The organism is Arthrobacter sp. DMZ02-1R, from assembly GCF_057747935.1.
The window spans coordinates 4,811,010-4,832,023 of record NZ_CM173230.1 but is presented as its reverse complement, the minus strand read 5'-3'; the positions used below and the strand labels follow the sequence as shown (position 1 = coordinate 4,832,023).

The following is a 21,014-nucleotide window of genomic DNA, read 5'->3' as shown; positions in this document are numbered from 1 at the left end:
GCGCAGAAGCTGCGCCGTGCAGCACTACCAGGAGGGACGGGGCGGAGCCCCCGAACAGATGAAAGCTAAGAGTTTCTTAAAGGGCCCGGGCATCTGGATTGTTGTCGTAGTCGGCTTGCTCCTGGTGGCATTTGCAACTCTTGCCCCCGGCGGATCAACCCGCATCGACACCGATAAGGGCCTTGCGCTTCTCGCCCAAGGCGGCAAAGTGGAGCAAGCCAAGATTTACGATGCCGAGAACCGCGTTGATCTGACGCTGAAGGACAACCTGGTCATCGACGGCCAGGACAAGGGCAAAAACGTCCAGTTCTTCTATGTCAACCCCCGCGGCGCGGACGTCGTCAAGGCTGTCACCAACGCCCAGCCAGCCAAAGGCTTCACTGACCAGCCCGTCGAGAACAATTGGTTCTCCGGACTGTTCTCGCTCCTTGTCCCTGTGCTCCTTCTGGGTGTCCTCTTCTGGTTCCTGCTCTCGCGCATGCAGGGTGGCGGATCCAAGGTCATGCAGTTCGGCAAGTCCAAGGCCAAGCTCGTCAACAAGGACATGCCACAGGTGACCTTCTCGGATGTCGCCGGTGCGGATGAAGCAGTCGAGGAGCTTCAGGAAATCAAGGAATTCCTCGCTGAACCGGCAAAGTTCCAGGCGGTCGGCGCAAAGATCCCCAAGGGCGTGCTGCTGTACGGCCCTCCGGGCACGGGCAAGACCCTTCTGGCCCGCGCCGTCGCAGGCGAGGCCGGCGTCCCATTCTTCTCCATCTCGGGCTCGGACTTCGTTGAAATGTTCGTCGGTGTCGGTGCGTCCCGCGTCCGCGACCTCTTCGAGCAAGCCAAGGCCAGCGCGCCCGCAATCATTTTCGTTGACGAGATCGACGCCGTCGGCCGTCACCGTGGTGCCGGTATTGGCGGCGGCAACGACGAGCGCGAGCAGACCCTCAACCAGCTTCTGGTTGAAATGGACGGCTTCGACGTCAAGACCAACGTCATCCTGATCGCGGCAACCAACCGTCCGGACGTCTTGGATCCTGCCCTGCTCCGTCCTGGCCGCTTCGACCGCCAGATCACTGTTGAAGCGCCGGACCTTATTGGTCGCGAACAGATCTTGAATGTCCACGCCAAGGGCAAGCCGATGGCGCACGGCGTCGACCTCAGGGGCGTCGCCAAGAAGACCCCTGGCTACACGGGTGCAGACCTCGCCAATGTGCTCAACGAGGCCGCCCTCCTGACTGCCCGGTCCAACGCCAACTTGATTGACGACCGTGCACTGGACGAGGCAATCGACCGCGTCATGGCCGGCCCGCAAAAGCGCAGCCGCGTCATGAAGGAGATGGAGCGGAAGATCACGGCCTACCACGAAGGCGGCCACGCCTTGGTGGCGGCAGCACTGCGCAATTCCGCTCCGGTCACGAAGATCACCATCCTGCCCCGAGGCCGCGCCCTCGGCTACACCATGGTTGTCCCCGAGGACGACAAATACTCGATCACGCGAAACGAACTCCTGGACCAGATGGCCTATGCCATGGGTGGCCGCGTTGCAGAGGAAATCGTCTTCCACGACCCTTCCACGGGTGCCTCGAACGATATCGAAAAGGCCACCGGAACGGCCCGCAAGATGGTCACCCAGTTCGGCATGAGTGAGCGCATCGGCGCCGTGAAGCTTGGCGTGGGTGGGGGCGAGCCGTTCCTGGGCCGCGACATGGCACAGGAACGCAACTACTCCGATTCCGTGGCGTACATCGTTGATGAGGAAGTGCGCCGCCTGATCGATCAGGCCCACGACGAGGCCTACGCCATCCTGACCGAGAACCGCGACGTACTGGACCAGCTGGCCCTCGAACTGCTTGAGCGCGAAACGCTGAATCAGTCCGAGATCGCCTACATCTTCCGTGACATCCGCAAGCGGGACTTCCGTGAAGTTTGGCTTTCCAAGGAATCCCGTCCCGTCCAGACCATCCCGCCGGTGGAATCCCGTGCGGAGAAGGCCGAACGCGAGGCGCAGCAAGAGGCCAAGGCAGCACGCCTGGACGAACCACTGGACGCTCAGTCCCCGCATCCGCAAGGAGTCAGCAGCCAGGAGTCGTTCAGGGGTCACGGACCTGACGTGGGCACCGACGTTTCGCATCAAGGCTAAGCTTTCTGCTGTGACTCACATCGACGACGACGACTTCAGCAGTGCCACCAGTGATGACTTCGGCGGTTCGTCCGAGGGGAAACCCTCGGGCGGCCACGGCCACGGCCACGGCCACGGACACCACTCGCACAAGGTCGACCGCCCGCGCATCGAGGCGGCCGTCCGTGAGATCCTCATTGCCGTGGGCGAGGACCCGGATCGCGGTGGCCTGGTGGATACGCCGAAGCGTGTTGCCAAGGCGTACGCCGAGGTATTCGCGGGCCTGCATCAGGATCCCGAGGACGTCCTGTCCACCAAGTTCGACCTCGACCACGAGGAACTCGTGCTGGTTAAGGACATCCCGTTCTACTCCACGTGCGAGCACCATTTGGTACCGTTCCACGGCGTCGCGCACGTGGGGTACATCCCTTCCCATGAAGGCAAGGTGACGGGCCTGAGCAAGCTGGCCCGTCTCGTCGATATTTTCGCCCGTCGTCCCCAAGTGCAGGAACGCCTGACCACCCAGATCGTCGAAGCGCTCGTGACCCACCTCAAGCCCCGGGGAGCGATCGTCGTCGTCGAATGCGAACACATGTGCATGTCCATGCGTGGCATCCGCAAGCCCGGCGCCAAGACCGTCACCAGCGCAGTGCGCGGGCAACTTCATGACCCGGCCACCCGCGCCGAAGCCATGAGCCTCATACTCGGAAGGTAACAAAGACCATGGATTCCCTCGCAGCAGCACCAGGAACGGGCCCGGCTACCAGCCCCCTGCCCATTCTCCGTAAACCCCGTCCCGCTGCCCGTTTCGCGGACCTGCCGGCCGACCGCACGCTTGTCATGGGAATTCTCAACGTCACGCCGGATTCATTCAGCGACGGCGGCAAACACCCCACGGCTGATACCGCGATAGCGCACGGCTTGCGCATGTTGTACACGGGCGCGGACATTATCGACGTCGGCGGCGAATCAACCCGCCCGGGCGCCGAGCCTGTCTCCCCGGAAGAAGAGCAGCGCCGGGTCCTGCCCGTAATCCAGGCGCTCGTGAAGGCCGGAGCGCTCGTCAGCATCGATACGACGCACGCTTCGACGGCCGCCGCGGCCCTGGAGGCCGGAGCCGCGATCATCAACGATGTTTCCGGGTTGAGCATCGAACCTGAGATGGCCGAACTCGTCGCAAGCTCCAAGGTGCCCTACGTCCTGACGCATCGTCGGGGCGATGCCGAGACCATGAACAGCCTCGCCGACTACGGAAACGTCGTGGAGGAGGTCATCGAGGAGCTCAAGGGCGTCCGCGACAAGCTCTACGCGGCAGGTGTGGCACCGGAACAGATCATCGTGGATCCGGGCCTCGGCTTCTCCAAGGACGAAGACCAGAACTGGCAACTCCTGAAGTACATCGGCAAGCTGGATGAACTCGGCCACAAGGTCCTTATCGGAGCTTCCCGCAAGCGCTTCCTCGGAACGCTCCTGACTGTCGCCGGCAAGGCGGCGGCCCCGGAGGAGCGGGACCACGCCACAGCTGCCATCACGGCAATCAGCGCCGCGAACGGTGCCTGGGCTGTGCGAGTCCACGACGTCGGCCCCAGCCTTGACGCTGTCAAGGTTGCCGCGCGGGTCAGACACTAAGCTTCGTGAGCAAAGGGGGAGGAACCGGTTTGGACAAGATCACACTGACCGGCGTAACCGCCGTCGGGCATCACGGCGTCTTCGACTTCGAGCGCCGGGACGGACAACCGTTCGTCGTTGACGCGGTGCTGCACACCGATTTCAGCAAGGCCGCGGAAACCGATGACCTGCAGTACACGGCGCATTACGGTGAAGTGGCCGGGTACATCACGTCCCTCATCACAGGCGAGCCACTCAACCTGATCGAGGCCCTCGCGGTGCGGATCGCAGAGGGGATTCTGGCCGGCTTCAACGTCGCCGCCGTCGATGTAACTGTCCACAAACCCAAGGCTCCCATCGAAGTACCCTTCGGTGATGTCACCGTCAGTGTCCACAGGGAGCGTGCATGACCTCCCGTTTCACGAAAGCCATCCTGGCCCTCGGCAGCAATCTGGGCGAGCGGAACGACACCCTGTCCACCGCCGTCGCCGACCTCGTTGACCGCCCGGAAATCCGCCTGCTCGGTGTCTCTCCCGTGGTGCAGACCAAAGCCGTGGGCGGGCCATTGGGACAACCGGATTTCCTCAACATGGTGATCGCCGTCGAGACCACCCTTGCGCCGCTGGACCTGCTGCAGCACTGCCACGACGTCGAGCAAAAGCACCACCGGGTCCGCGAAGTTCGCTGGGGTCCGCGCACCTTGGACGTGGACATCATCCTTTACGGGGAGCTCACAAGCGACGACGAAAACCTGACCTTGCCGCATCCGCGGGCTGCGGAGCGCGCCTTCGTGCTCTATCCATGGGCCCTCCTGGACCCTGCAGCGCGGCTCAACGGTGAGAGCGTCGCCGAGCTGGCCACCAAGGCCGAGGACTTTCCAGGGCTTCGGCCTTTCGACGGTTTCGACGGATCCGGCAGCGTCGCTGCCGCGGGAGCGGTGGAATAGTCCATGAAGGCCATGCGTCCGCTCTTGTTGGCGATCATCGCCGTCGTGCTTGCCGCGGTTGGCTGGCTGACCACTGTGCTCACCACGCGCTACAGCATGGCGACGCCAGTGCTTCCTCCTTCCGCATTGGTGACCATGGGCGTCATCGCCGTGCTTACGTTGATCTTGGGCATCCGTGTCCTGCGTTGGCGCAACGGCAAGAAAAAGAAAATGCTCAACCCGATCCTGGCTGCCTGGACGCTAGTCCTGGCCCAGGCCTGCGCCTATACAGGCACGGTGCTGCTGGGCTGGCATGTGGGAATCGTGATTGAGCAACTCCGGCTCTGGAGCCTCCGCAGTGACCAAGGCATCTTGTGGCTCGCGCTCATCATGGGCGGCGGCGGGCTCATCATGACCGTCGTGGGGCTCGTGGTGGAGCGGTTCTGCCGAATCCCTCCGGAAGACCTGGAAGGCGGCCCCGGCGTCCGGGATTCACGCCGTGGCGAGGCCAAGGGCGAAGGCGAATATGCATACCGTGGCGATTGATCCTCCTGGCATCCAGTGGCTGCGCGTTTCGCCGAAATACGTGACGGTGCGGCTCGTCGAGTGGACCATCGGCAACGTGATCAGGGTCGGCCTGTTCAGCCTGCCCTTGCTCTTCGTGGAACTGGGATGGTGGAAATGGCCACCGCTATGGCTCGCCGTCGCCGTTCCCGCGGTCCTTCTGCTGCTTGCCCTGTGGAGGCTCGTGTTGATCCCGAGGCAAGTGAGGGCCATCGGTTATGCGGAACGCGACGACGACCTGCTGATCCGCCGCGGCATCTTCTTCCAGCGGACCATGGTGGTTCCCTACGGCCGGATGCAGTATGTCGACGTCGCGGTTGGACCCGTCGAACGGGTCTTGGGGCTTTGCACCCTCAAGCTCCACACCGCTTCAGCCGGAACCAACGCCCATTTGCCGGGTCTCCCCGCCGCTGAAGGAGCACGGCTGCGCGAGCAGCTTTCGGCCCGTGGCGAAGCGAGGCTGGCCGGGCTGTGACCCAGGGACAGACCGCCGTCGACGGCGACTGGCACCGCGTGCACCCGGCGTCGCCGTTCGTGCGTGGGTGGGTGGCACTGGTTGCGATCGTCTATTTCTTTGGCCGAGACACCTTCGAGCGAACCCTCCAGGGCCGCGGGACCATCGGCGACAACATCAACGAGCGCACCGTCTGGCTGCTGGTCGGGGGCGGCGTCGTGCTTTTGCTGGCCTTGGGATCCTTCGTCCTCAATTGGTACTTCACGCGTTATCAGCTTGCCGAAGGTTTCGTCCGGGTCAAGACGGGCTTTTTGTTCAAACAGCAGCGCCAGGCCCGGCTTGACCGGGTCCAGGCCGTCGACATCGTCCAGCCCTTGCTTGCACGTATTTTCGGGCTCGCCGAGCTGAAGTTCGAGGTCGCCGACGCCGGGCACTCGGCCATGCGGCTCTCCTACCTCAAGCTCGCACAGGCGAAACAGCTCCGCGCCACCATCTTGGGCCGGGCCGCCGGCATCGCGGATGGGAGCGAAACGGTCGAGGTTCCCGAGGCGCCGGAACAAGTGGTGCTGTACCTCCCGCCCGGAAGGCTTGTCGGTTCGCTGATCCTGAGCGAGCAAAGCTTCTTCATCGTGCTCAGCGCCATTGCATCCGTGCTGATCTCTGTGTTGACTGAGTCCCGCGCCTTCATCCTCTACTTGATTCCGGCAATCCTTGGCTTGGGTACTGCCTACTGGCGCTCGTTCAACACGGGCTACAACTTTACGGCGGCAATTTCCCCGGACGGCATCCGTCTGCGCTACGGGCTCCTGGATACCCGGGCCCAGACCGTGCCTCCGGGCCGAATCCAGGCAGTCAAAGTCAGCCAGCCCCCGTTATGGCGCATTCTTGGCTGGTATCGGATTCGCGTGAATGTCGCCGGCTACGGAGAGCACCACCGCAACGAGGGCGAGCACCGCACCATGCTCCTTCCGGTCGGGCGGAAGCCCGAGGTGATGATGATGCTCTCCCTCGTCCTGCCCGATCCAGGCACGGCCGACCCGGATCGCGTGTTCACGGCCGGTTTGAAAGGCCTGGATTCCGACGGCGGTTTTGTCACCACGCCAAGGCGTGCGTGGCTTCTTTCGCCGTTGGGTTGGCGTCGAAACGGCTTCCTCGCAACGGACACGGCATTGCTGCTGCGCTCGGGGCGCTGGTGGCGGCATTTGGTACTGGTCCCACATCAGCGGACCCAGTCCATGGCTCTCCACCAAGGTCCCTTGGCCCGGCTGTTCGGCGTGGCCGACCTCGTGCTGCACACCACCCCGGGTCCTGTGGCGCCCAGGCTCATCCAGGCAGCCACAGAAGGAGCCGTCGGCTTGTTCGACCAGCAGGCGGCCCGGGCCAGGGAAGCCCGCAAACTACAAAGCAGCGAGCAATGGCTAGCCCAGCTGCCACCGGCGGCGAGGCCGGTGCTCCCGGCCCCGCCAACCACGGGAGCAGTACAGCACGCATCAACCCAGGAGGAGCAGGACCATGGCTAGGCCAGGACGGCTCGGCGTTGGAATCATTGGCGCCGGCAAGGTGGGTGCCGTCCTGGGGGCGGCGCTGCGCGGTGCCGAGCACGCCGTCGTCGGGGTTTCCGCGGTGTCGGAGGCGAGCCGGGAGCGGGCCGAAACGCTTCTTCCCGGTGTCCCCATCCTCGAGATCCAGGACATCGTGGAGCGGGCAGAGTTGGTGCTCCTTGCCGTCCCGGACGATGCCCTTGGCGAACTCGTGGATGGGCTGGCCAAGCTCGGAGCGTGGCAGCCGGGCCAGCTCGTAGCGCACACTTCCGGCCGTTTCGGCGTCGGGATACTGAAGCCGATCCGGGCTGCCGGGGCCATCCCGCTCGCCCTCCACCCTGCCATGACTTTCACGGGTATGAGCCTTGACCTGACCCGGCTCATGGACTGCACGTTCGGGGTTACTGCCGACGCCGCCATGTTGCCCATCGCGCAGGCCCTGGTAGTGGAGATGGGCGCCGAACCCGTGGCCATCGCCGAAGCCGACCGGACCCTCTACCACGCAGCGCTCGCGCACAGTTCGAACCATCTGGTCACGCTCGTGGCGCAGGCCTCCCAGCTGCTACGGGAGATCGGAGTCGACACGCCGGAACGCATGCTCGGCCCCTTGCTGCGCGCCACGTTGGAGAACGCGCTGGCCTCAGGCGAGTCCGCGTTGACCGGACCCGTGGCCCGCGGGGATGTGGGGACCGTCGCCGCCCATGCCGAGGCCCTCAACGAGTACGACGCCGGTTCCGGCGGCGATGTTCTCGCCGCCTACCTGGCCATGGCCCGGGCAACGGCCCGCCGCGCGGTCAACCGTGGCCTGCTCAAAGAGGGCCAGTTCGACGACATCAACAACGCCCTGGACGGCTCAAATACGCCGGACAAGGGTGAAGCCCCTCCAGGCAACGACGCTGCCGGGGCGCAGGAAGGAACCTGAGGATGGCCATCAAACTCGTCACCACCGCGGCGGAACTGCGGGCCGAAAGTGCCCGGTTGCTCGCGGAAAAGCGCGGCATCTCGCAGGGCCTCGTCCCCACGATGGGAGCCCTGCACACCGGTCATGCAGCCCTGGCCCGTACCGCCGTCGAGCAGAACGACGTGGTGGTGGCTTCCATTTTCGTGAACCCCCTGCAGTTCGGCGAGGCCGCGGATCTTGAACGCTACCCGCGCACGCTTGATGCGGACATGGCACTGCTCGACGCCGAGGGCGTGGATCTCGTCTTCGCCCCTTCAGTTGACGAGGTCTACCCCGGCGGGGAGCCGGCGGTCCGCGTGACCTCGGGGCCGCTCGGCGAGAAATGGGAGGGCGCCTCGCGCCCCGGGCACTTCGACGGCGCCCTCACGGTGGTCGCCAAACTGCTGCACTACGGCTTGCCCGGCGGTCCAGCCGTCGACGGCGGTGCAGCCGCGTACCGCGCGTACTTCGGCCAGAAAGATGCCCAGCAGTTGGCCCTCGTGAAGCGGATGGTTGCCGATCTCAGTTTTCCGGTGGAGATCGTGGCAGTGCCCACCGTGCGCAACGCGGAAGGGCTCGCGCTCTCCAGCCGGAACCGTTTCCTTTCCGAAGAAGAGCAGGAGGCCGCCTTGGTGCTGTCCCGCGCCCTTCGCCTTCTTGAGTCCCGCGCCCTGGCGAACGAACCGCTGGGGCTGGACTCCGCCGTCGCACTCGTTGAATCGCAACCCCTGGTGCGATTGGACTATTTCGACGTCGTGGATCCCCGAACGCTGGAACCGCTCGCCGAAAACTGCAAGGACACTCCGTTCCGCGGTGAAGGGCTCGCGATCATCGCGGCGAAGGTGGGTCCCGTGCGGTTGATCGACAACGTGCCGCTGAGTTCTTGACCGCTGAAAACGTTTGGATTAACTGCTGACGGGAATGCCTTTGAAGCTTAGACTGTTGCAGTCTTCACCGGTGCCGAGCGCCGGAAACAACCGCACCCAAAGCTGAGGGATCCTCATGTCTACCGATGTCACGTCAGACGCGCACGGCAACCCCGTGCCGGAAACGGGGACACTACAAGTCAGCGACAAAATGTCGCGCGAGTCTGTCACCGTTATCGTCACGCTCCTCATCGCCACCTTCGTGGTGATCCTCAACGAAACCATCATGAACGTCGCCTTGCAGCGGCTCATGACGGACCTCAACGTTGACGCGCCCACGGTCCAATGGCTCTCCACTGGATTCATGTTGACCATGGCCGTGGTCATACCCACTACGGGCTTCATCCTCCAGCGGCTCACCACTCGAGCTGCTTTCCTCCTCGCAATCGGACTCTTCAGCGGCGGCACCCTGCTCGCGGCCCTGGCCCCGGGTTTTGGCGTGCTCCTGCTGGCGAGAATCATCCAGGCGGGTGGCACGGCGATCATGTTGCCGCTGCTGATGACCACCATCTTGACGCTCGTTCCGCTGTCCCGACGCGGCGCAGTGATGGGCAACGTGACCATCGCGATCTCGGTTGCGCCGGCCTTGGGTCCCACGGTTTCCGGCATCATTCTTGACCACTTCTCGTGGCGATTCATGTTCGTCTTCGTGCTGCCGGTCGCCTTGCTGGCCATGGCCATCGGTGCCCGCTTCCTGACCAACGTGGGTGAACGCGGCAACGTCAAGTTGGACTTCGTCTCTGTGGTCCTGACCGTCCCGGCTTTCGGTGGCCTGGTCTATGGCCTGAGCCAGATCGGCGGCCATGGCGGTGCAACTGCCCTGCCGGTTGCTGCCCTGGTGATCGGCGTCTTGTGCATGGTGGTTTTCGTTTTCCGCCAGCTCAAGTTGCAGAAGTCCGATTCGCCTCTGCTTGACCTGAGGGCTTTCAACTTCCGCATGTTCACGGTGTCGGTACTCCTCATGGTGGTTGCCATGATGGCCCTCTTCGGCGGAGTGATCCTGCTGCCGCTCTACCTGCAGAACGTCCTCCACCTGCAGCCGATGGAGACCGGCCTGGCACTCCTTCCGGGAGGCCTGGCGATGGGTCTGCTCGGCCCAGTGGTCGGCAGGCTGTTCGACAAAGTCGGTCCACTCCCGCTCACGTTGACCGGTTCCGTGCTGCTGGTCCTTACGCTATGGCAGTTCTCGATGCTCACCGCGAGCAGCCCGTTGTGGTGGGTCGTCGTCCTCTACGCGGTGCTCAGCTTGGGACTGGCATTGCTGTTCACGCCAGCGTTCACCACGGGCCTCAACCCGCTCCCGCCCCACCTCTACTCGCACGGCTCGGCCATCATGAGCACGCTGCAGCAGGTGGCGGGCGCCGCAGGCACTGCACTTCTGGTCTCGATCTTCGCTGTTGTGTCGGTCGCGTCCGGTTTTGTGGCCGGAATGCAGGCCGCCTTCCTGACGGCAACCGTGATTGCAATGGTTGCCGTGGTGCTGTCCGCGATGATGCGCAAGACCGAGGGGGCTGCGGGGCACTAGATCGCTTGCCCGCTCGCTTTCGCACGTGCCTTTCCCCGGGCCCTTTCCCTGGGGCCCGACGGCGCCGCTCACCTTTCGTGATGCGGCGCCGTTTTGCTGCCTGCCGCGGCTGCAGTGAGGGGCACGGGTTGATGTGACGCACGGCATGTTCGTTGATTGCGACTCGAAAGGCCTCCCGGCTGGTGGGGCCGGGTCCGAAATCGCCGTGTTGTAGGGGCTCTTGGGGCCCAGGGCCGTGATATCGGAGCGATTTGCCTGTGGTCTTCGGGGTGTGTAAAGTGATTCGAGTCGCCGCCGCTGATGCGGAAAAATTGCGGCAGACTCCCTTCCAAATGGAAACCAAATTGTTGGTTCGCTTTTGTGCGTTCCGGTGCGGTTTCGGGGGGTCTCGGATGGTGTTTTGTCCGGCGCGGTTCCCGGTTTCGGGAGTTGTGCGGGGAGGGCAGGTCTGGTAAGTTTGGGAAGTTGCTCCGGAGCGATCCCGGGCCCTTTGTGGGTGTGGGTGGTGTCGGGTGTGTCTGTTGTTTGAGAACTCAATAGTGTGCCAAGTTTGTTGATACCGGTTTATTTTATATGAATTGGTTGTTTTGGCTGGTCCTGTGTCACCTCCGTGGTGCGGGGCTGGTTTTTTCAGCTGGTTTCAAATTTTGTGCAGTTCCCGTGTCCGTTATTTCCGGTGCGGGGGTTGTGTCTGTTTTTGTTTTACTTCAACGGAGAGTTTGATCCTGGCTCAGGATGAACGCTGGCGGCGTGCTTAACACATGCAAGTCGAACGATGATCCGGTGCTTGCACCGGGGATTAGTGGCGAACGGGTGAGTAACACGTGAGTAACCTGCCCTTGACTCTGGGATAAGCCTGGGAAACTGGGTCTAATACCGGATATGACCGCCCGCCGCATGGTGTGGTGGTGGAAAGCTTTTGCGGTTTTGGATGGACTCGCGGCCTATCAGCTTGTTGGTGGGGTAATGGCCTACCAAGGCGACGACGGGTAGCCGGCCTGAGAGGGTGACCGGCCACACTGGGACTGAGACACGGCCCAGACTCCTACGGGAGGCAGCAGTGGGGAATATTGCACAATGGGCGGAAGCCTGATGCAGCGACGCCGCGTGAGGGATGACGGCCTTCGGGTTGTAAACCTCTTTCAGTAGGGAAGAAGCTTTCGGGTGACGGTACCTGCAGAAGAAGCGCCGGCTAACTACGTGCCAGCAGCCGCGGTAATACGTAGGGCGCAAGCGTTATCCGGAATTATTGGGCGTAAAGAGCTCGTAGGCGGTTTGTCGCGTCTGCTGTGAAAGACCGGGGCTCAACTCCGGTTCTGCAGTGGGTACGGGCAGACTAGAGTGATGTAGGGGAGACTGGAATTCCTGGTGTAGCGGTGAAATGCGCAGATATCAGGAGGAACACCGATGGCGAAGGCAGGTCTCTGGGCATTAACTGACGCTGAGGAGCGAAAGCATGGGGAGCGAACAGGATTAGATACCCTGGTAGTCCATGCCGTAAACGTTGGGCACTAGGTGTGGGGGACATTCCACGTTTTCCGCGCCGTAGCTAACGCATTAAGTGCCCCGCCTGGGGAGTACGGCCGCAAGGCTAAAACTCAAAGGAATTGACGGGGGCCCGCACAAGCGGCGGAGCATGCGGATTAATTCGATGCAACGCGAAGAACCTTACCAAGGCTTGACATGAACCGGTAACGCCTGGAAACAGGTGCCCCGCTTGCGGTCGGTTTACAGGTGGTGCATGGTTGTCGTCAGCTCGTGTCGTGAGATGTTGGGTTAAGTCCCGCAACGAGCGCAACCCTCGTTCCATGTTGCCAGCACGTAGTGGTGGGGACTCATGGGAGACTGCCGGGGTCAACTCGGAGGAAGGTGGGGACGACGTCAAATCATCATGCCCCTTATGTCTTGGGCTTCACGCATGCTACAATGGCCGGTACAAAGGGTTGCGATACTGTGAGGTGGAGCTAATCCCAAAAAGCCGGTCTCAGTTCGGATTGGGGTCTGCAACTCGACCCCATGAAGTCGGAGTCGCTAGTAATCGCAGATCAGCAACGCTGCGGTGAATACGTTCCCGGGCCTTGTACACACCGCCCGTCAAGTCACGAAAGTTGGTAACACCCGAAGCCGGTGGCCTAACCCTTGTGGGGGGAGCCGTCGAAGGTGGGACCGGCGATTGGGACTAAGTCGTAACAAGGTAGCCGTACCGGAAGGTGCGGCTGGATCACCTCCTTTCTAAGGAGCACCATTTCCGCTTCCTGTCCTGCCGCATGGTTGGTTGGGGGGTGGGTGGAAGCAAAGCCCATTGCGCAGGCGTCTGTTCTGCGGTGGGTGCTCATGGGTGGAATATCAGCAGATAGCGGCCGGTGGTTTCCTTTTCCGCCCCTAGTACGGTTGTCTTGTCCCTTTGCGGGGCGGGGCGTCCTGGAACGGTGCGGGTGGGGGAGGGCCGGTTTTCGTGTTTGGCACACTGTTGGGTCCTGAGGCAACAGGGCCGCGGCCTGCGGGTCCTTCCTTTGGGGGGGTGCGGGGTTGCGGGTTTGGTGTTTCTGGTTTCCTGGCTGCATGTCTTCGTGCGTGGCGGCTGTCCCTGTCCTTTGTGGCGGGGGTGGTTGGTGCGGGGGGTGTGGTACGGGGTTGTTGTTTGAGAACTACATAGTGGACGCGAGCATCTGACACGGGCAGGCCTTTGTGCTTGTTTGTGTCTACAGCAATTTCTTTTTATGAACCTGGCCCTTGTGGCCTGGTTCTCTCGAGAAGTTTTTTGATCTTTGTGTGGTCAAGTTTTTAAGGGCACACGGTGGATGCCTTGGCATTAGGAGCCGAAGAAGGACGTAGGAATCTGCGATAAGCCTGGGGGAGTTGATAACCGAACGTTGATCCCAGGATGTCCGAATGGGGAAACCCCGCCAGGCGCTGTGAGGTGATCTGGTGACCCGCATCTGAACACATAGGGTGCGTGGGGGGAACGCGGGGAAGTGAAACATCTCAGTACCCGCAGGAAGAGAAAACAAGAGTGATTCCGTTAGTAGTGGCGAGCGAACGCGGATGAGGCTAAACCGTTCCATGTGTGATAGCCGGCGGGCGTTGCATGGGCGGGGTTGTGGGACTTTCCGTGCTGGTTCTGCCGGACCGGTGGGGTGAGAGCATGGACATAGGTGAACGGTCTTGAAAGGCCGGCCGTAGAGGGTGGGAGCCCCGTAACCGTAATGTTGTGTGCCGCCTGGAGAGGATCCCAAGTAGCACGGGGCCCGAGAAATCCCGTGCGAATCTGTCAGGACCACCTGATAAGCCTAAATACTTCCTAATGACCGATAGCGGACCAGTACCGTGAGGGAAAGGTGAAAAGTACCCCGGGAGGGGAGTGAAACAGTACCTGAAACCGTGTGCTTACAATCCGTCGGAGCAGCCTTGTAGTTGTGACGGCGTGCCTTTTGAAGAATGAGCCTGCGAGTTAGTGTTACGTCGCGAGGTTAACCCGTGTGGGGTAGCCGTAGCGAAAGCGAGTCTGAACAGGGCGATCGTAGTGGCGTGATCTAGACCCGAAGCGGAGTGATCTACCCATGGCCAGGTTGAAGCGACGGTAAGACGTCGTGGAGGACCGAACCCACTTCAGTTGAAAATGGAGGGGATGAGCTGTGGGTAGGGGTGAAAGGCCAATCAAACTCCGTGATAGCTGGTTCTCCCCGAAATGCATTTAGGTGCAGCGTTGCGTGTTTCTTGCCGGAGGTAGAGCTACTGGATGGCCGATGGGCCCTACAAGGTTACTGACGTCAGCCAAACTCCGAATGCCGGTAAGTGAGAGCGCAGCAGTGAGACTGTGGGGGATAAGCTTCATAGTCGAGAGGGAAACAGCCCAGACCACCAACTAAGGCCCCTAAGCGTGTGCTAAGTGGGAAAGGATGTGGAGTTGCGAAGACAACCAGGAGGTTGGCTTAGAAGCAGCCATCCTTGAAAGAGTGCGTAATAGCTCACTGGTCAAGTGATTCCGCGCCGACAATGTAGCGGGGCTCAAGTACACCGCCGAAGTTGTGGATTTCAGATAGTAGACAAGCCTTCGTGGTTCAGTCGTCTGGAGTGGTAGGGGAGCGTCGTGTGGGCGGTGAAGTCGCGGTGTAAACCAGCGGTGGAGCCTACACGAGTGAGAATGCAGGCATGAGTAGCGAAAGACGGGTGAGAAACCCGTCCGCCGAATGATCAAGGGTTCCAGGGTCAAGCTAATCTGCCCTGGGTAAGTCGGGACCTAAGGCGAGGCCGACAGGCGTAGTCGATGGACAACGGGTTGATATTCCCGTACCGGCGAAGGACCGCCCATGCCAAGCGGGGGATACTAACCGCCCGGAGCCTGCCCAAGCACCCTTGTGGTGTGCGGGTTTTGGCCGAGCGCGGGACCTGATCCCGGGAGGTAAGCGTATTAACAGGTGTGACGCAGGAAGGTAGCCGGGCCGGGCGATGGTTGCCCCGGTCTAAGGATGTAGGGTCAGCGATAGGCAAATCCGTCGCTGTGTCTTTGATGACGATCCTGAGATCTGACGGGACCCCCTTGCGGGGGGATCCGGTGATCCTATGCTGCCTAGAAAAGCATCGACGCGAGGTCCCAGCCGCCCGTACCCCAAACCGACACAGGTGATCAGGTAGAGAATACCAAGGCGATCGAGAGAATTATGGTTAAGGAACTCGGCAAAATGCCCCCGTAACTTCGGGAGAAGGGGGGCCCCAACCTTGAACACCACTTGCTGGTGGGAGGGGATCGGGGCCGCAGAGACCAGGGGGAAGCGACTGTTTACTAAAAACACAGGTCCGTGCGAAGTCGCAAGACGATGTATACGGACTGACTCCTGCCCGGTGCTGGAAGGTTAAGAGGACCGGTTAGCCGCAAGGCGAAGCTGAGAATTCAAGCCCCAGTAAACGGCGGTGGTAACTATAACCATCCTAAGGTAGCGAAATTCCTTGTCGGGTAAGTTCCGACCTGCACGAATGGAGTAACGACTTCCCCGCTGTCTCAACCATAAACTCGGCGAAATTGCAGTACGAGTAAAGATGCTCGTTACGCGCAGCAGGACGGAAAGACCCCGAGACCTTTACTATAGTTTGGTATTGGTGTTCGGAGTGGCTTGTGTAGGATAGGTGGGAGACGTTGAAGCCCGGACGCCAGTCCGGGTGGAGTCATCGTTGAAATACCACTCTGGTCACTTTGGACATCTAACTTCGGCCCGTGATCCGGGTCAGGGACAGTGCCTGATGGGTAGTTTAACTGGGGCGGTTGCCTCCTAAAAAGTAACGGAGGCGCCCAAAGGTTCCCTCAGCCTGGTTGGCAATCAGGTGTCGAGTGTAAGTGCACAAGGGAGCTTGACTGTGAGAGAGACATCTCAAGCAGGGACGAAAGTCGGGACTAGTGATCCGGCGGTACATTGTGGAATGGCCGTCGCTCAACGGATAAAAGGTACCTCGGGGATAACAGGCTGATCTTGCCCAAGAGTCCATATCGACGGCATGGTTTGGCACCTCGATGTCGGCTCGTCGCATCCTGGGGCTGGAGTAGGTCCCAAGGGTTGGGCTGTTCGCCCATTAAAGCGGTACGCGAGCTGGGTTTAGAACGTCGTGAGACAGTTCGGTCCCTATCCGCTGCGCGCGCAGGAAATTTGAGAAGGGCTGTCCTTAGTACGAGAGGACCGGGACGGACGAACCTCTGGTGTGTCAGTTGTACTGCCAAGTGCACCGCTGATTAGCTACGTTCGGATGGGATAACCGCTGAAAGCATCTAAGCGGGAAGCTCGCTTCAAGATGAGATTTCCATGCACCTCGTGTGTGAGAGGCCCCCAGCCAGACCACTGGGTTGATAGGCCGGATGTGGAAGACAGGACCAAAGACTGTTGAAGCTGACCGGTACTAATAGGCCGACAACTTACACCACACAAACACAACACTGCTTGCGTCCACTATGTGGTTCCCGGACAACAAACACCCGTCACGGCTGTTTGCCCGTTCCAGGAACCAACACAACTGAATAACAACACCACAATGTTGTAACCAGTCTTCCCACACCACCACCCCCCGCAGGGTGCGGCGGTGACGGGCAACAGGGTTACGGCGGTCATAGCGTGGGGGAAACGCCCGGTCCCATTCCGAACCCGGAAGCTAAGACCCACAGCGCCGATGGTACTGCACCCGGGAGGGTGTGGGAGAGTAGGACACCGCCGGACAACCATCCAGGTCGAGACCCCCCAACCACCACCACGGTGGCCGGGGGGTCTCCCGCATTTAACCACCCACCACAACACCACCGGACCCTCCATCACACATGCGCCGGAAACCCCGGACCCTCCATCACATATACGCCGGAAACCCCGGACCCTCCATCACATATACGCCGGAAACCCCGGACCCTCCTTCACGTATGCGCCGGAAACCCCGGACCCTCCTTCACGTATGCGCCGGTCACGACCAACGCTCCATCACATATGCGCCGGTCACGACCAACGCTCCATCACATATGCGCCGGTTCCCACGAACCCTCCTTCACATGTGGGCGTTCCCGGGTCCGTGGACGCGCAGAGCAGTGTTGATTCCAGCCTTGTTTGGCGGCGGCAGGTGCCCGTTGGAGCCGTTCTATGTCAACTCCCTCGCAGTAGCCGAACGAACTCTATGGATCAGGCCGCGAGCATGCCGAGTTCCTGGTTGTGACACTCGGCGAAGGCGTCGGCGCGGGATTTGTCATGGATGGTGCTGTCGCGCGCGGCAGTGGGGCGGTGCTGGCGAAATCGGTCACATAGCCGCTGTTGGGGATGGACCGCTTTGTACAGGTGGCAACCACGGATGCATTGAGGCTGGTCCGGCAGCCCCGGACCCACGGAAACAACGAAGCGGTACCAAGGACCCGGCATTCGGCGTAAGGCCGCCGGGACTCGTTTCAATACGCATCGCCGGACAACCTACGTCTCCAGCCTGACACGGCAGATCGATCTGGTTCAGCCGCTGCTGTTCGAGGCCGATCAGGTGGAGCTGGCTGCCATTCGGCTGGGCACCTCTGCATCCTCCGTGCGGATTGCGGCCATCAGCTCCTTGCCGGCGCACGCCACCGCCCCTGAAACACTGCAGTCGAGGCTCCGCCTGTTCGACGTCGTGAGGACCGCCTGCGCTGTCGGGCTTCCGACGGCGGTGTGCGGCCTCGCGGACAACATTGTCTATATTGCCCTTCCTCAGAGCGCCGAATCGTCCCGGGCGTTCCGGCGAGGCCATGTTGCGGATTGTCCACAACTGCCGCCGATTGCTGTCACGACCGGTCCTGGCCGGTCTGGGTCGCGCAACTGCGCTTGCGATGCTGGGACAGTCACGAACTGATGCCGAGACGGTGCTCGCGGAACTCTTCCGCGACATCGAGGAGGGCCGGGTCTGCGCCGACTAACAGGAGGTGGTGGCGGACCACGAATCGCTCGGCTCCCGGCTTTACCTGCGACAGCTAGTCACAGAACTGCAGAGCGCCGGACACCTGCCGGGCGACTACGCCGCCAGAATCACCGCCCACGATGAACGCCGGAAGACCTCCTTCGAGGAGACGGTCCGCACCTATCTTGATCAAGGGGGCAACGCAATCGAGACCGCGAAGCGGCTGGCCTGCACGTGAACACCGTGCGCTACCGGCTCACCAGGATTGAGCCCCTGTTCGGCATCAACCTGGAGGATCCGGAGACCCGGCTGCTCGTGTGGCTGCAGCTCTGGGCAAAGCACAACTAGCCAGCCGCGCTCAGGTAAAACCTCTTGCGCCCCGACCACCATGATCTCGCGATGTCGGAGCGGTAACTTGCCAGTTCAGACATAGGCACAACTGCGGAAGTACCGATTCGAAGCTGCGACACCGCCGTTTTCCTACCCGCTGGCTGGTGGAATCCAAGGACGGACAGCCGCTGGGCTACCCGGCTCCTTCCGGCATTCGATTGTGATCTCGGTCAGTTGAGGATGCGCAAAGACCCAGGGGTCCGGCTGGAACGGTCCGTGCCGGCTGCTAGTGTCGCTGGTAATCGTAGCGAGGTTGTGCCGCACGGAAAGGCAGCTGAACCCGTGGTGAATAGCGGGGCATCATTTGCTGGATTTGCGCAGGGTGCGGAAGCCGTGTAATGTCTTCTAAGTCGCCGCGAGGGAGACAGCCTAGAGCTGGGAACCACGTGTGGCCAACCCTTTCGAATTGAGCCTGAAACGGCTGGTGCTTTGTGCGCCGTAATTCGAGGGGAATTCGAATTATTACCCTGAAATCGGTCGAGATACTGATTTGCAAGACGGTGATGATTCGGGTAACTTAGTAAAGTTGCTCCGGAGCGATCCCGGGCCCTTTGTGGGTGTGGGTGGTGTCGGGTGTGTCTGTTGTTTGAGAACTCAATAGTGTGCCAAGTTTGTTGATACCGGTTTATTTTATATGAATTGGTTGTTTTGGCTGGTCCTGTGTCACCTCCGTGGTGCGGGGCTGGTTTTTTACAGCTGGTTTCAAATTTTGTGCAGTTCCCGTGTCCGTTATTTCCGGTGCGGGGGTTGTGTCTGTTTTTGTTTTACTTCAACGGAGAGTTTGATCCTGGCTCAGGATGAACGCTGGCGGCGTGCTTAACACATGCAAGTCGAACGATGATCCGGTGCTTGCACCGGGGATTAGTGGCGAACGGGTGAGTAACACGTGAGTAACCTGCCCTTGACTCTGGGATAAGCCTGGGAAACTGGGTCTAATACCGGATATGACCGGCCACCGCATGGTGTGGTGGTGGAAAGCTTTTGCGGTTTTGGATGGACTCGCGGCCTATCAGCTTGTTGGTGGGGTAATGGCCTACCAAGGCGACGACGGGTAGCCGGCCTGAGAGGGTGACCGGCCACACTGGGACTGAGACACGGCCCAGACTCCTACGGGAGGCAGCAGTGGGGAATATTGCACAATGGGCGGAAGCCTGATGCAGCGACGCCGCGTGAGGGATGACGGCCTTCGGGTTGTAAACCTCTTTCAGTAGGGAAGAAGCTTTCGGGTGACGGTACCTGCAGAAGAAGCGCCGGCTAACTACGTGCCAGCAGCCGCGGTAATACGTAGGGCGCAAGCGTTATCCGGAATTATTGGGCGTAAAGAGCTCGTAGGCGGTTTGTCGCGTCTGCTGTGAAAGACCGGGGCTCAACTCCGGTTCTGCAGTGGGTACGGGCAGACTAGAGTGATGTAGGGGAGACTGGAATTCCTGGTGTAGCGGTGAAATGCGCAGATATCAGGAGGAACACCGATGGCGAAGGCAGGTCTCTGGGCATTAACTGACGCTGAGGAGCGAAAGCATGGGGAGCGAACAGGATTAGATACCCTGGTAGTCCATGCCGTAAACGTTGGGCACTAGGTGTGGGGGACATTCCACGTTTTCCGCGCCGTAGCTAACGCATTAAGTGCCCCGCCTGGGGAGTACGGCCGCAAGGCTAAAACTCAAAGGAATTGACGGGGGCCCGCACAAGCGGCGGAGCATGCGGATTAATTCGATGCAACGCGAAGAACCTTACCAAGGCTTGACATGAACCGGTAACGCCTGGAAACAGGTGCCCCGCTTGCGGTCGGTTTACAGGTGGTGCATGGTTGTCGTCAGCTCGTGTCGTGAGATGTTGGGTTAAGTCCCGCAACGAGCGCAACCCTCGTTCCATGTTGCCAGCACGTAGTGGTGGGGACTCATGGGAGACTGCCGGGGTCAACTCGGAGGAAGGTGGGGACGACGTCAAATCATCATGCCCCTTATGTCTTGGGCTTCACGCATGCTACAATGGCCGGTACAAAGGGTTGCGATACTGTGAGGTGGAGCTAATCCCAAAAAGCCGGTCTCAGTTCGGATTGGGGTCTGCAACTCGACCCCATGAAGTCGGAGTCGCTAGTAATCGCAGATCAGCAACGCTGCGGTGAATACGTTCCCGGGCCTTGTACACACCGCCCGTCAAGTCACGAAAGTTGGTAACACCCGAAGCCGGTGGCCTAACCCTTGTGGGGGGAGCCGTCGAAGGTGGGACCGGCGATTGGGACTAAGTCGTAACAAGGTAGCCGTACCGGAAGGTGCGGCTGGATCACCTCCTTTCTAAGGAGCACCATTTCCGCTTCCTGTCCTGCCGCATGGTTGGTTGGGGGGTGGGTGGAAGCAAAGCCCATTGCGCAGGCGTCTGTTCTGCGGTGGGTGCTCATGGGTGGAATATCAGCAGATAGCGGCCGGTGGTTTCCTTTTCCGCCCCTAGTACGGTTGTCTTGTCCCTTTGCGGGGCGGGGCGTCCTGGAACGGTGCGGGTGGGGGAGGGCCGGTTTTCGTGTTTGGCACACTGTTGGGTCCTGAGGCAACAGGGCCGCGGCCTGCGGGTCCTTCCTTTTTGGGGGGTGCGGGGTTGCGGGTTTGGTGTTTCTGGTTTCCTGGCTGCATGTCTTCGTGCGTGGCGGCTGTCCC

14 protein-coding genes and 4 rRNA genes are annotated in these 21,014 nt (G+C 61.2%); all 18 read left to right on the top strand.

Annotated elements, in window-relative coordinates; genetic code table 11:
• The first annotated feature begins 58 nt into the window (after positions 1 to 58).
• The 18 genes from ftsH (at position 59) to AC3ANQ_RS22840 (ending at position 20,657) form a co-directional block, all read left to right on the top strand.
• Positions 59 to 2,128, top strand: coding sequence for an ATP-dependent zinc metalloprotease FtsH (ftsH, locus tag AC3ANQ_RS22925; RefSeq protein WP_488303163.1), 2,070 nt, complete (start codon positions 59 to 61; stop codon positions 2,126 to 2,128).
• 10 nt (positions 2,129 to 2,138) lie between these two features.
• On the top strand, positions 2,139 to 2,822 hold the full coding sequence (gene folE / locus AC3ANQ_RS22920; RefSeq protein WP_488303162.1) for a GTP cyclohydrolase I FolE: 684 nt from the start codon (positions 2,139 to 2,141) through the stop codon (positions 2,820 to 2,822).
• 8 nt (positions 2,823 to 2,830) lie between these two features.
• Positions 2,831 to 3,736 (top strand): dihydropteroate synthase, encoded by a 906-nt coding sequence (folP, locus tag AC3ANQ_RS22915; protein WP_488303161.1) that lies wholly within the window; start codon positions 2,831 to 2,833, stop codon positions 3,734 to 3,736.
• Between the two features lie 29 nt (positions 3,737 to 3,765).
• Entirely contained in the window at positions 3,766 to 4,125 is a 360-nt protein-coding gene (gene folB / locus AC3ANQ_RS22910; protein ID WP_265978274.1) for a dihydroneopterin aldolase, read from the top strand.
• A complete protein-coding gene (gene folK, locus AC3ANQ_RS22905; protein WP_488303160.1) occupies positions 4,122 to 4,661 on the top strand; it encodes a 2-amino-4-hydroxy-6-hydroxymethyldihydropteridine diphosphokinase in 540 nt (179 codons plus the stop codon). Before folB ends, folK begins: the two co-directional genes overlap by 4 nt.
• 3 nt (positions 4,662 to 4,664) lie before the next feature.
• On the top strand, positions 4,665 to 5,186 hold the full coding sequence (locus AC3ANQ_RS22900) for a DUF3180 domain-containing protein (protein WP_488303159.1): 522 nt from the start codon (positions 4,665 to 4,667) through the stop codon (positions 5,184 to 5,186).
• Positions 5,167 to 5,679, top strand: a complete 513-nt coding sequence (locus tag AC3ANQ_RS22895) for a PH domain-containing protein (protein ID WP_488303158.1) — start codon at positions 5,167 to 5,169, stop codon at positions 5,677 to 5,679. The genes AC3ANQ_RS22900 and AC3ANQ_RS22895 overlap by 20 nt, the downstream gene beginning before the upstream one ends.
• Positions 5,676 to 7,178 (top strand): PH domain-containing protein, encoded by a 1,503-nt coding sequence (locus AC3ANQ_RS22890; RefSeq protein WP_488303157.1) that lies wholly within the window; start codon positions 5,676 to 5,678, stop codon positions 7,176 to 7,178. Before AC3ANQ_RS22895 ends, AC3ANQ_RS22890 begins: the two co-directional genes overlap by 4 nt.
• Positions 7,171 to 8,121 (top strand): Rossmann-like and DUF2520 domain-containing protein, encoded by a 951-nt coding sequence (locus AC3ANQ_RS22885; RefSeq protein ID WP_488303156.1) that lies wholly within the window; start codon positions 7,171 to 7,173, stop codon positions 8,119 to 8,121. Before AC3ANQ_RS22890 ends, AC3ANQ_RS22885 begins: the two co-directional genes overlap by 8 nt.
• A gap of 2 nt (positions 8,122 to 8,123) precedes the next feature.
• Positions 8,124 to 9,026 (top strand): pantoate--beta-alanine ligase, encoded by a 903-nt coding sequence (gene panC, locus AC3ANQ_RS22880; RefSeq protein ID WP_488303155.1) that lies wholly within the window; start codon positions 8,124 to 8,126, stop codon positions 9,024 to 9,026.
• A gap of 115 nt (positions 9,027 to 9,141) precedes the next feature.
• Positions 9,142 to 10,590 (top strand): DHA2 family efflux MFS transporter permease subunit, encoded by a 1,449-nt coding sequence (locus tag AC3ANQ_RS22875; protein WP_488303154.1) that lies wholly within the window; start codon positions 9,142 to 9,144, stop codon positions 10,588 to 10,590.
• Between the two features lie 707 nt (positions 10,591 to 11,297).
• Positions 11,298 to 12,822, top strand: a 16S ribosomal RNA gene (locus AC3ANQ_RS22870).
• Positions 12,823 to 13,364: 542 nt separating this feature from the next.
• Positions 13,365 to 16,501 (top strand): 23S ribosomal RNA (locus AC3ANQ_RS22865).
• 172 nt (positions 16,502 to 16,673) lie between these two features.
• Positions 16,674 to 16,790 (top strand): 5S ribosomal RNA (rrf, locus tag AC3ANQ_RS22860).
• Together the 16S, 23S and 5S rRNA genes form the textbook arrangement of a ribosomal RNA operon.
• A gap of 986 nt (positions 16,791 to 17,776) precedes the next feature.
• A complete protein-coding gene (locus tag AC3ANQ_RS22855; RefSeq protein ID WP_488303153.1) occupies positions 17,777 to 17,992 on the top strand; it encodes a hypothetical protein in 216 nt (71 codons plus the stop codon).
• 9 nt (positions 17,993 to 18,001) lie between these two features.
• Positions 18,002 to 18,211 carry a hypothetical protein gene (locus tag AC3ANQ_RS22850; RefSeq protein ID WP_488303152.1) on the top strand — a complete coding sequence of 70 codons (210 nt, stop codon included), beginning with the start codon at positions 18,002 to 18,004 and terminating at the stop codon, positions 18,209 to 18,211.
• Positions 18,208 to 18,321: a helix-turn-helix domain-containing protein gene (locus AC3ANQ_RS22845; protein WP_488303151.1), complete on the top strand. Its 114-nt coding sequence runs from the start codon at positions 18,208 to 18,210 to the stop codon at positions 18,319 to 18,321. Before AC3ANQ_RS22850 ends, AC3ANQ_RS22845 begins: the two co-directional genes overlap by 4 nt.
• A gap of 811 nt (positions 18,322 to 19,132) precedes the next feature.
• Positions 19,133 to 20,657, top strand: a 16S ribosomal RNA gene (locus AC3ANQ_RS22840).
• Positions 20,658 to 21,014 lie beyond the last annotated feature (357 nt).

Excerpts from the sequence above, each read along its gene's own strand:
- AC3ANQ_RS22895 (WP_488303158.1), top strand. The coding sequence starts at position 5,167 with ATGCATACCGTGGCGATTGATCCTCCTGGCATCCAGTGGCTGCGCGTT.
- folK (WP_488303160.1), top strand. The coding sequence starts at position 4,122 with ATGACCTCCCGTTTCACGAAAGCCATCCTGGCCCTCGGCAGCAATCTG.
- ftsH (WP_488303163.1), top strand. The coding sequence starts at position 59 with ATGAAAGCTAAGAGTTTCTTAAAGGGCCCGGGCATCTGGATTGTTGTC.
- AC3ANQ_RS22875 (WP_488303154.1), top strand. The coding sequence starts at position 9,142 with ATGTCTACCGATGTCACGTCAGACGCGCACGGCAACCCCGTGCCGGAA.
- folP (WP_488303161.1), top strand. The coding sequence starts at position 2,831 with ATGGATTCCCTCGCAGCAGCACCAGGAACGGGCCCGGCTACCAGCCCC.
- AC3ANQ_RS22885 (WP_488303156.1), top strand. The coding sequence starts at position 7,171 with ATGGCTAGGCCAGGACGGCTCGGCGTTGGAATCATTGGCGCCGGCAAG.
- AC3ANQ_RS22900 (WP_488303159.1), top strand. The coding sequence starts at position 4,665 with ATGAAGGCCATGCGTCCGCTCTTGTTGGCGATCATCGCCGTCGTGCTT.
- panC (WP_488303155.1), top strand. The coding sequence starts at position 8,124 with ATGGCCATCAAACTCGTCACCACCGCGGCGGAACTGCGGGCCGAAAGT.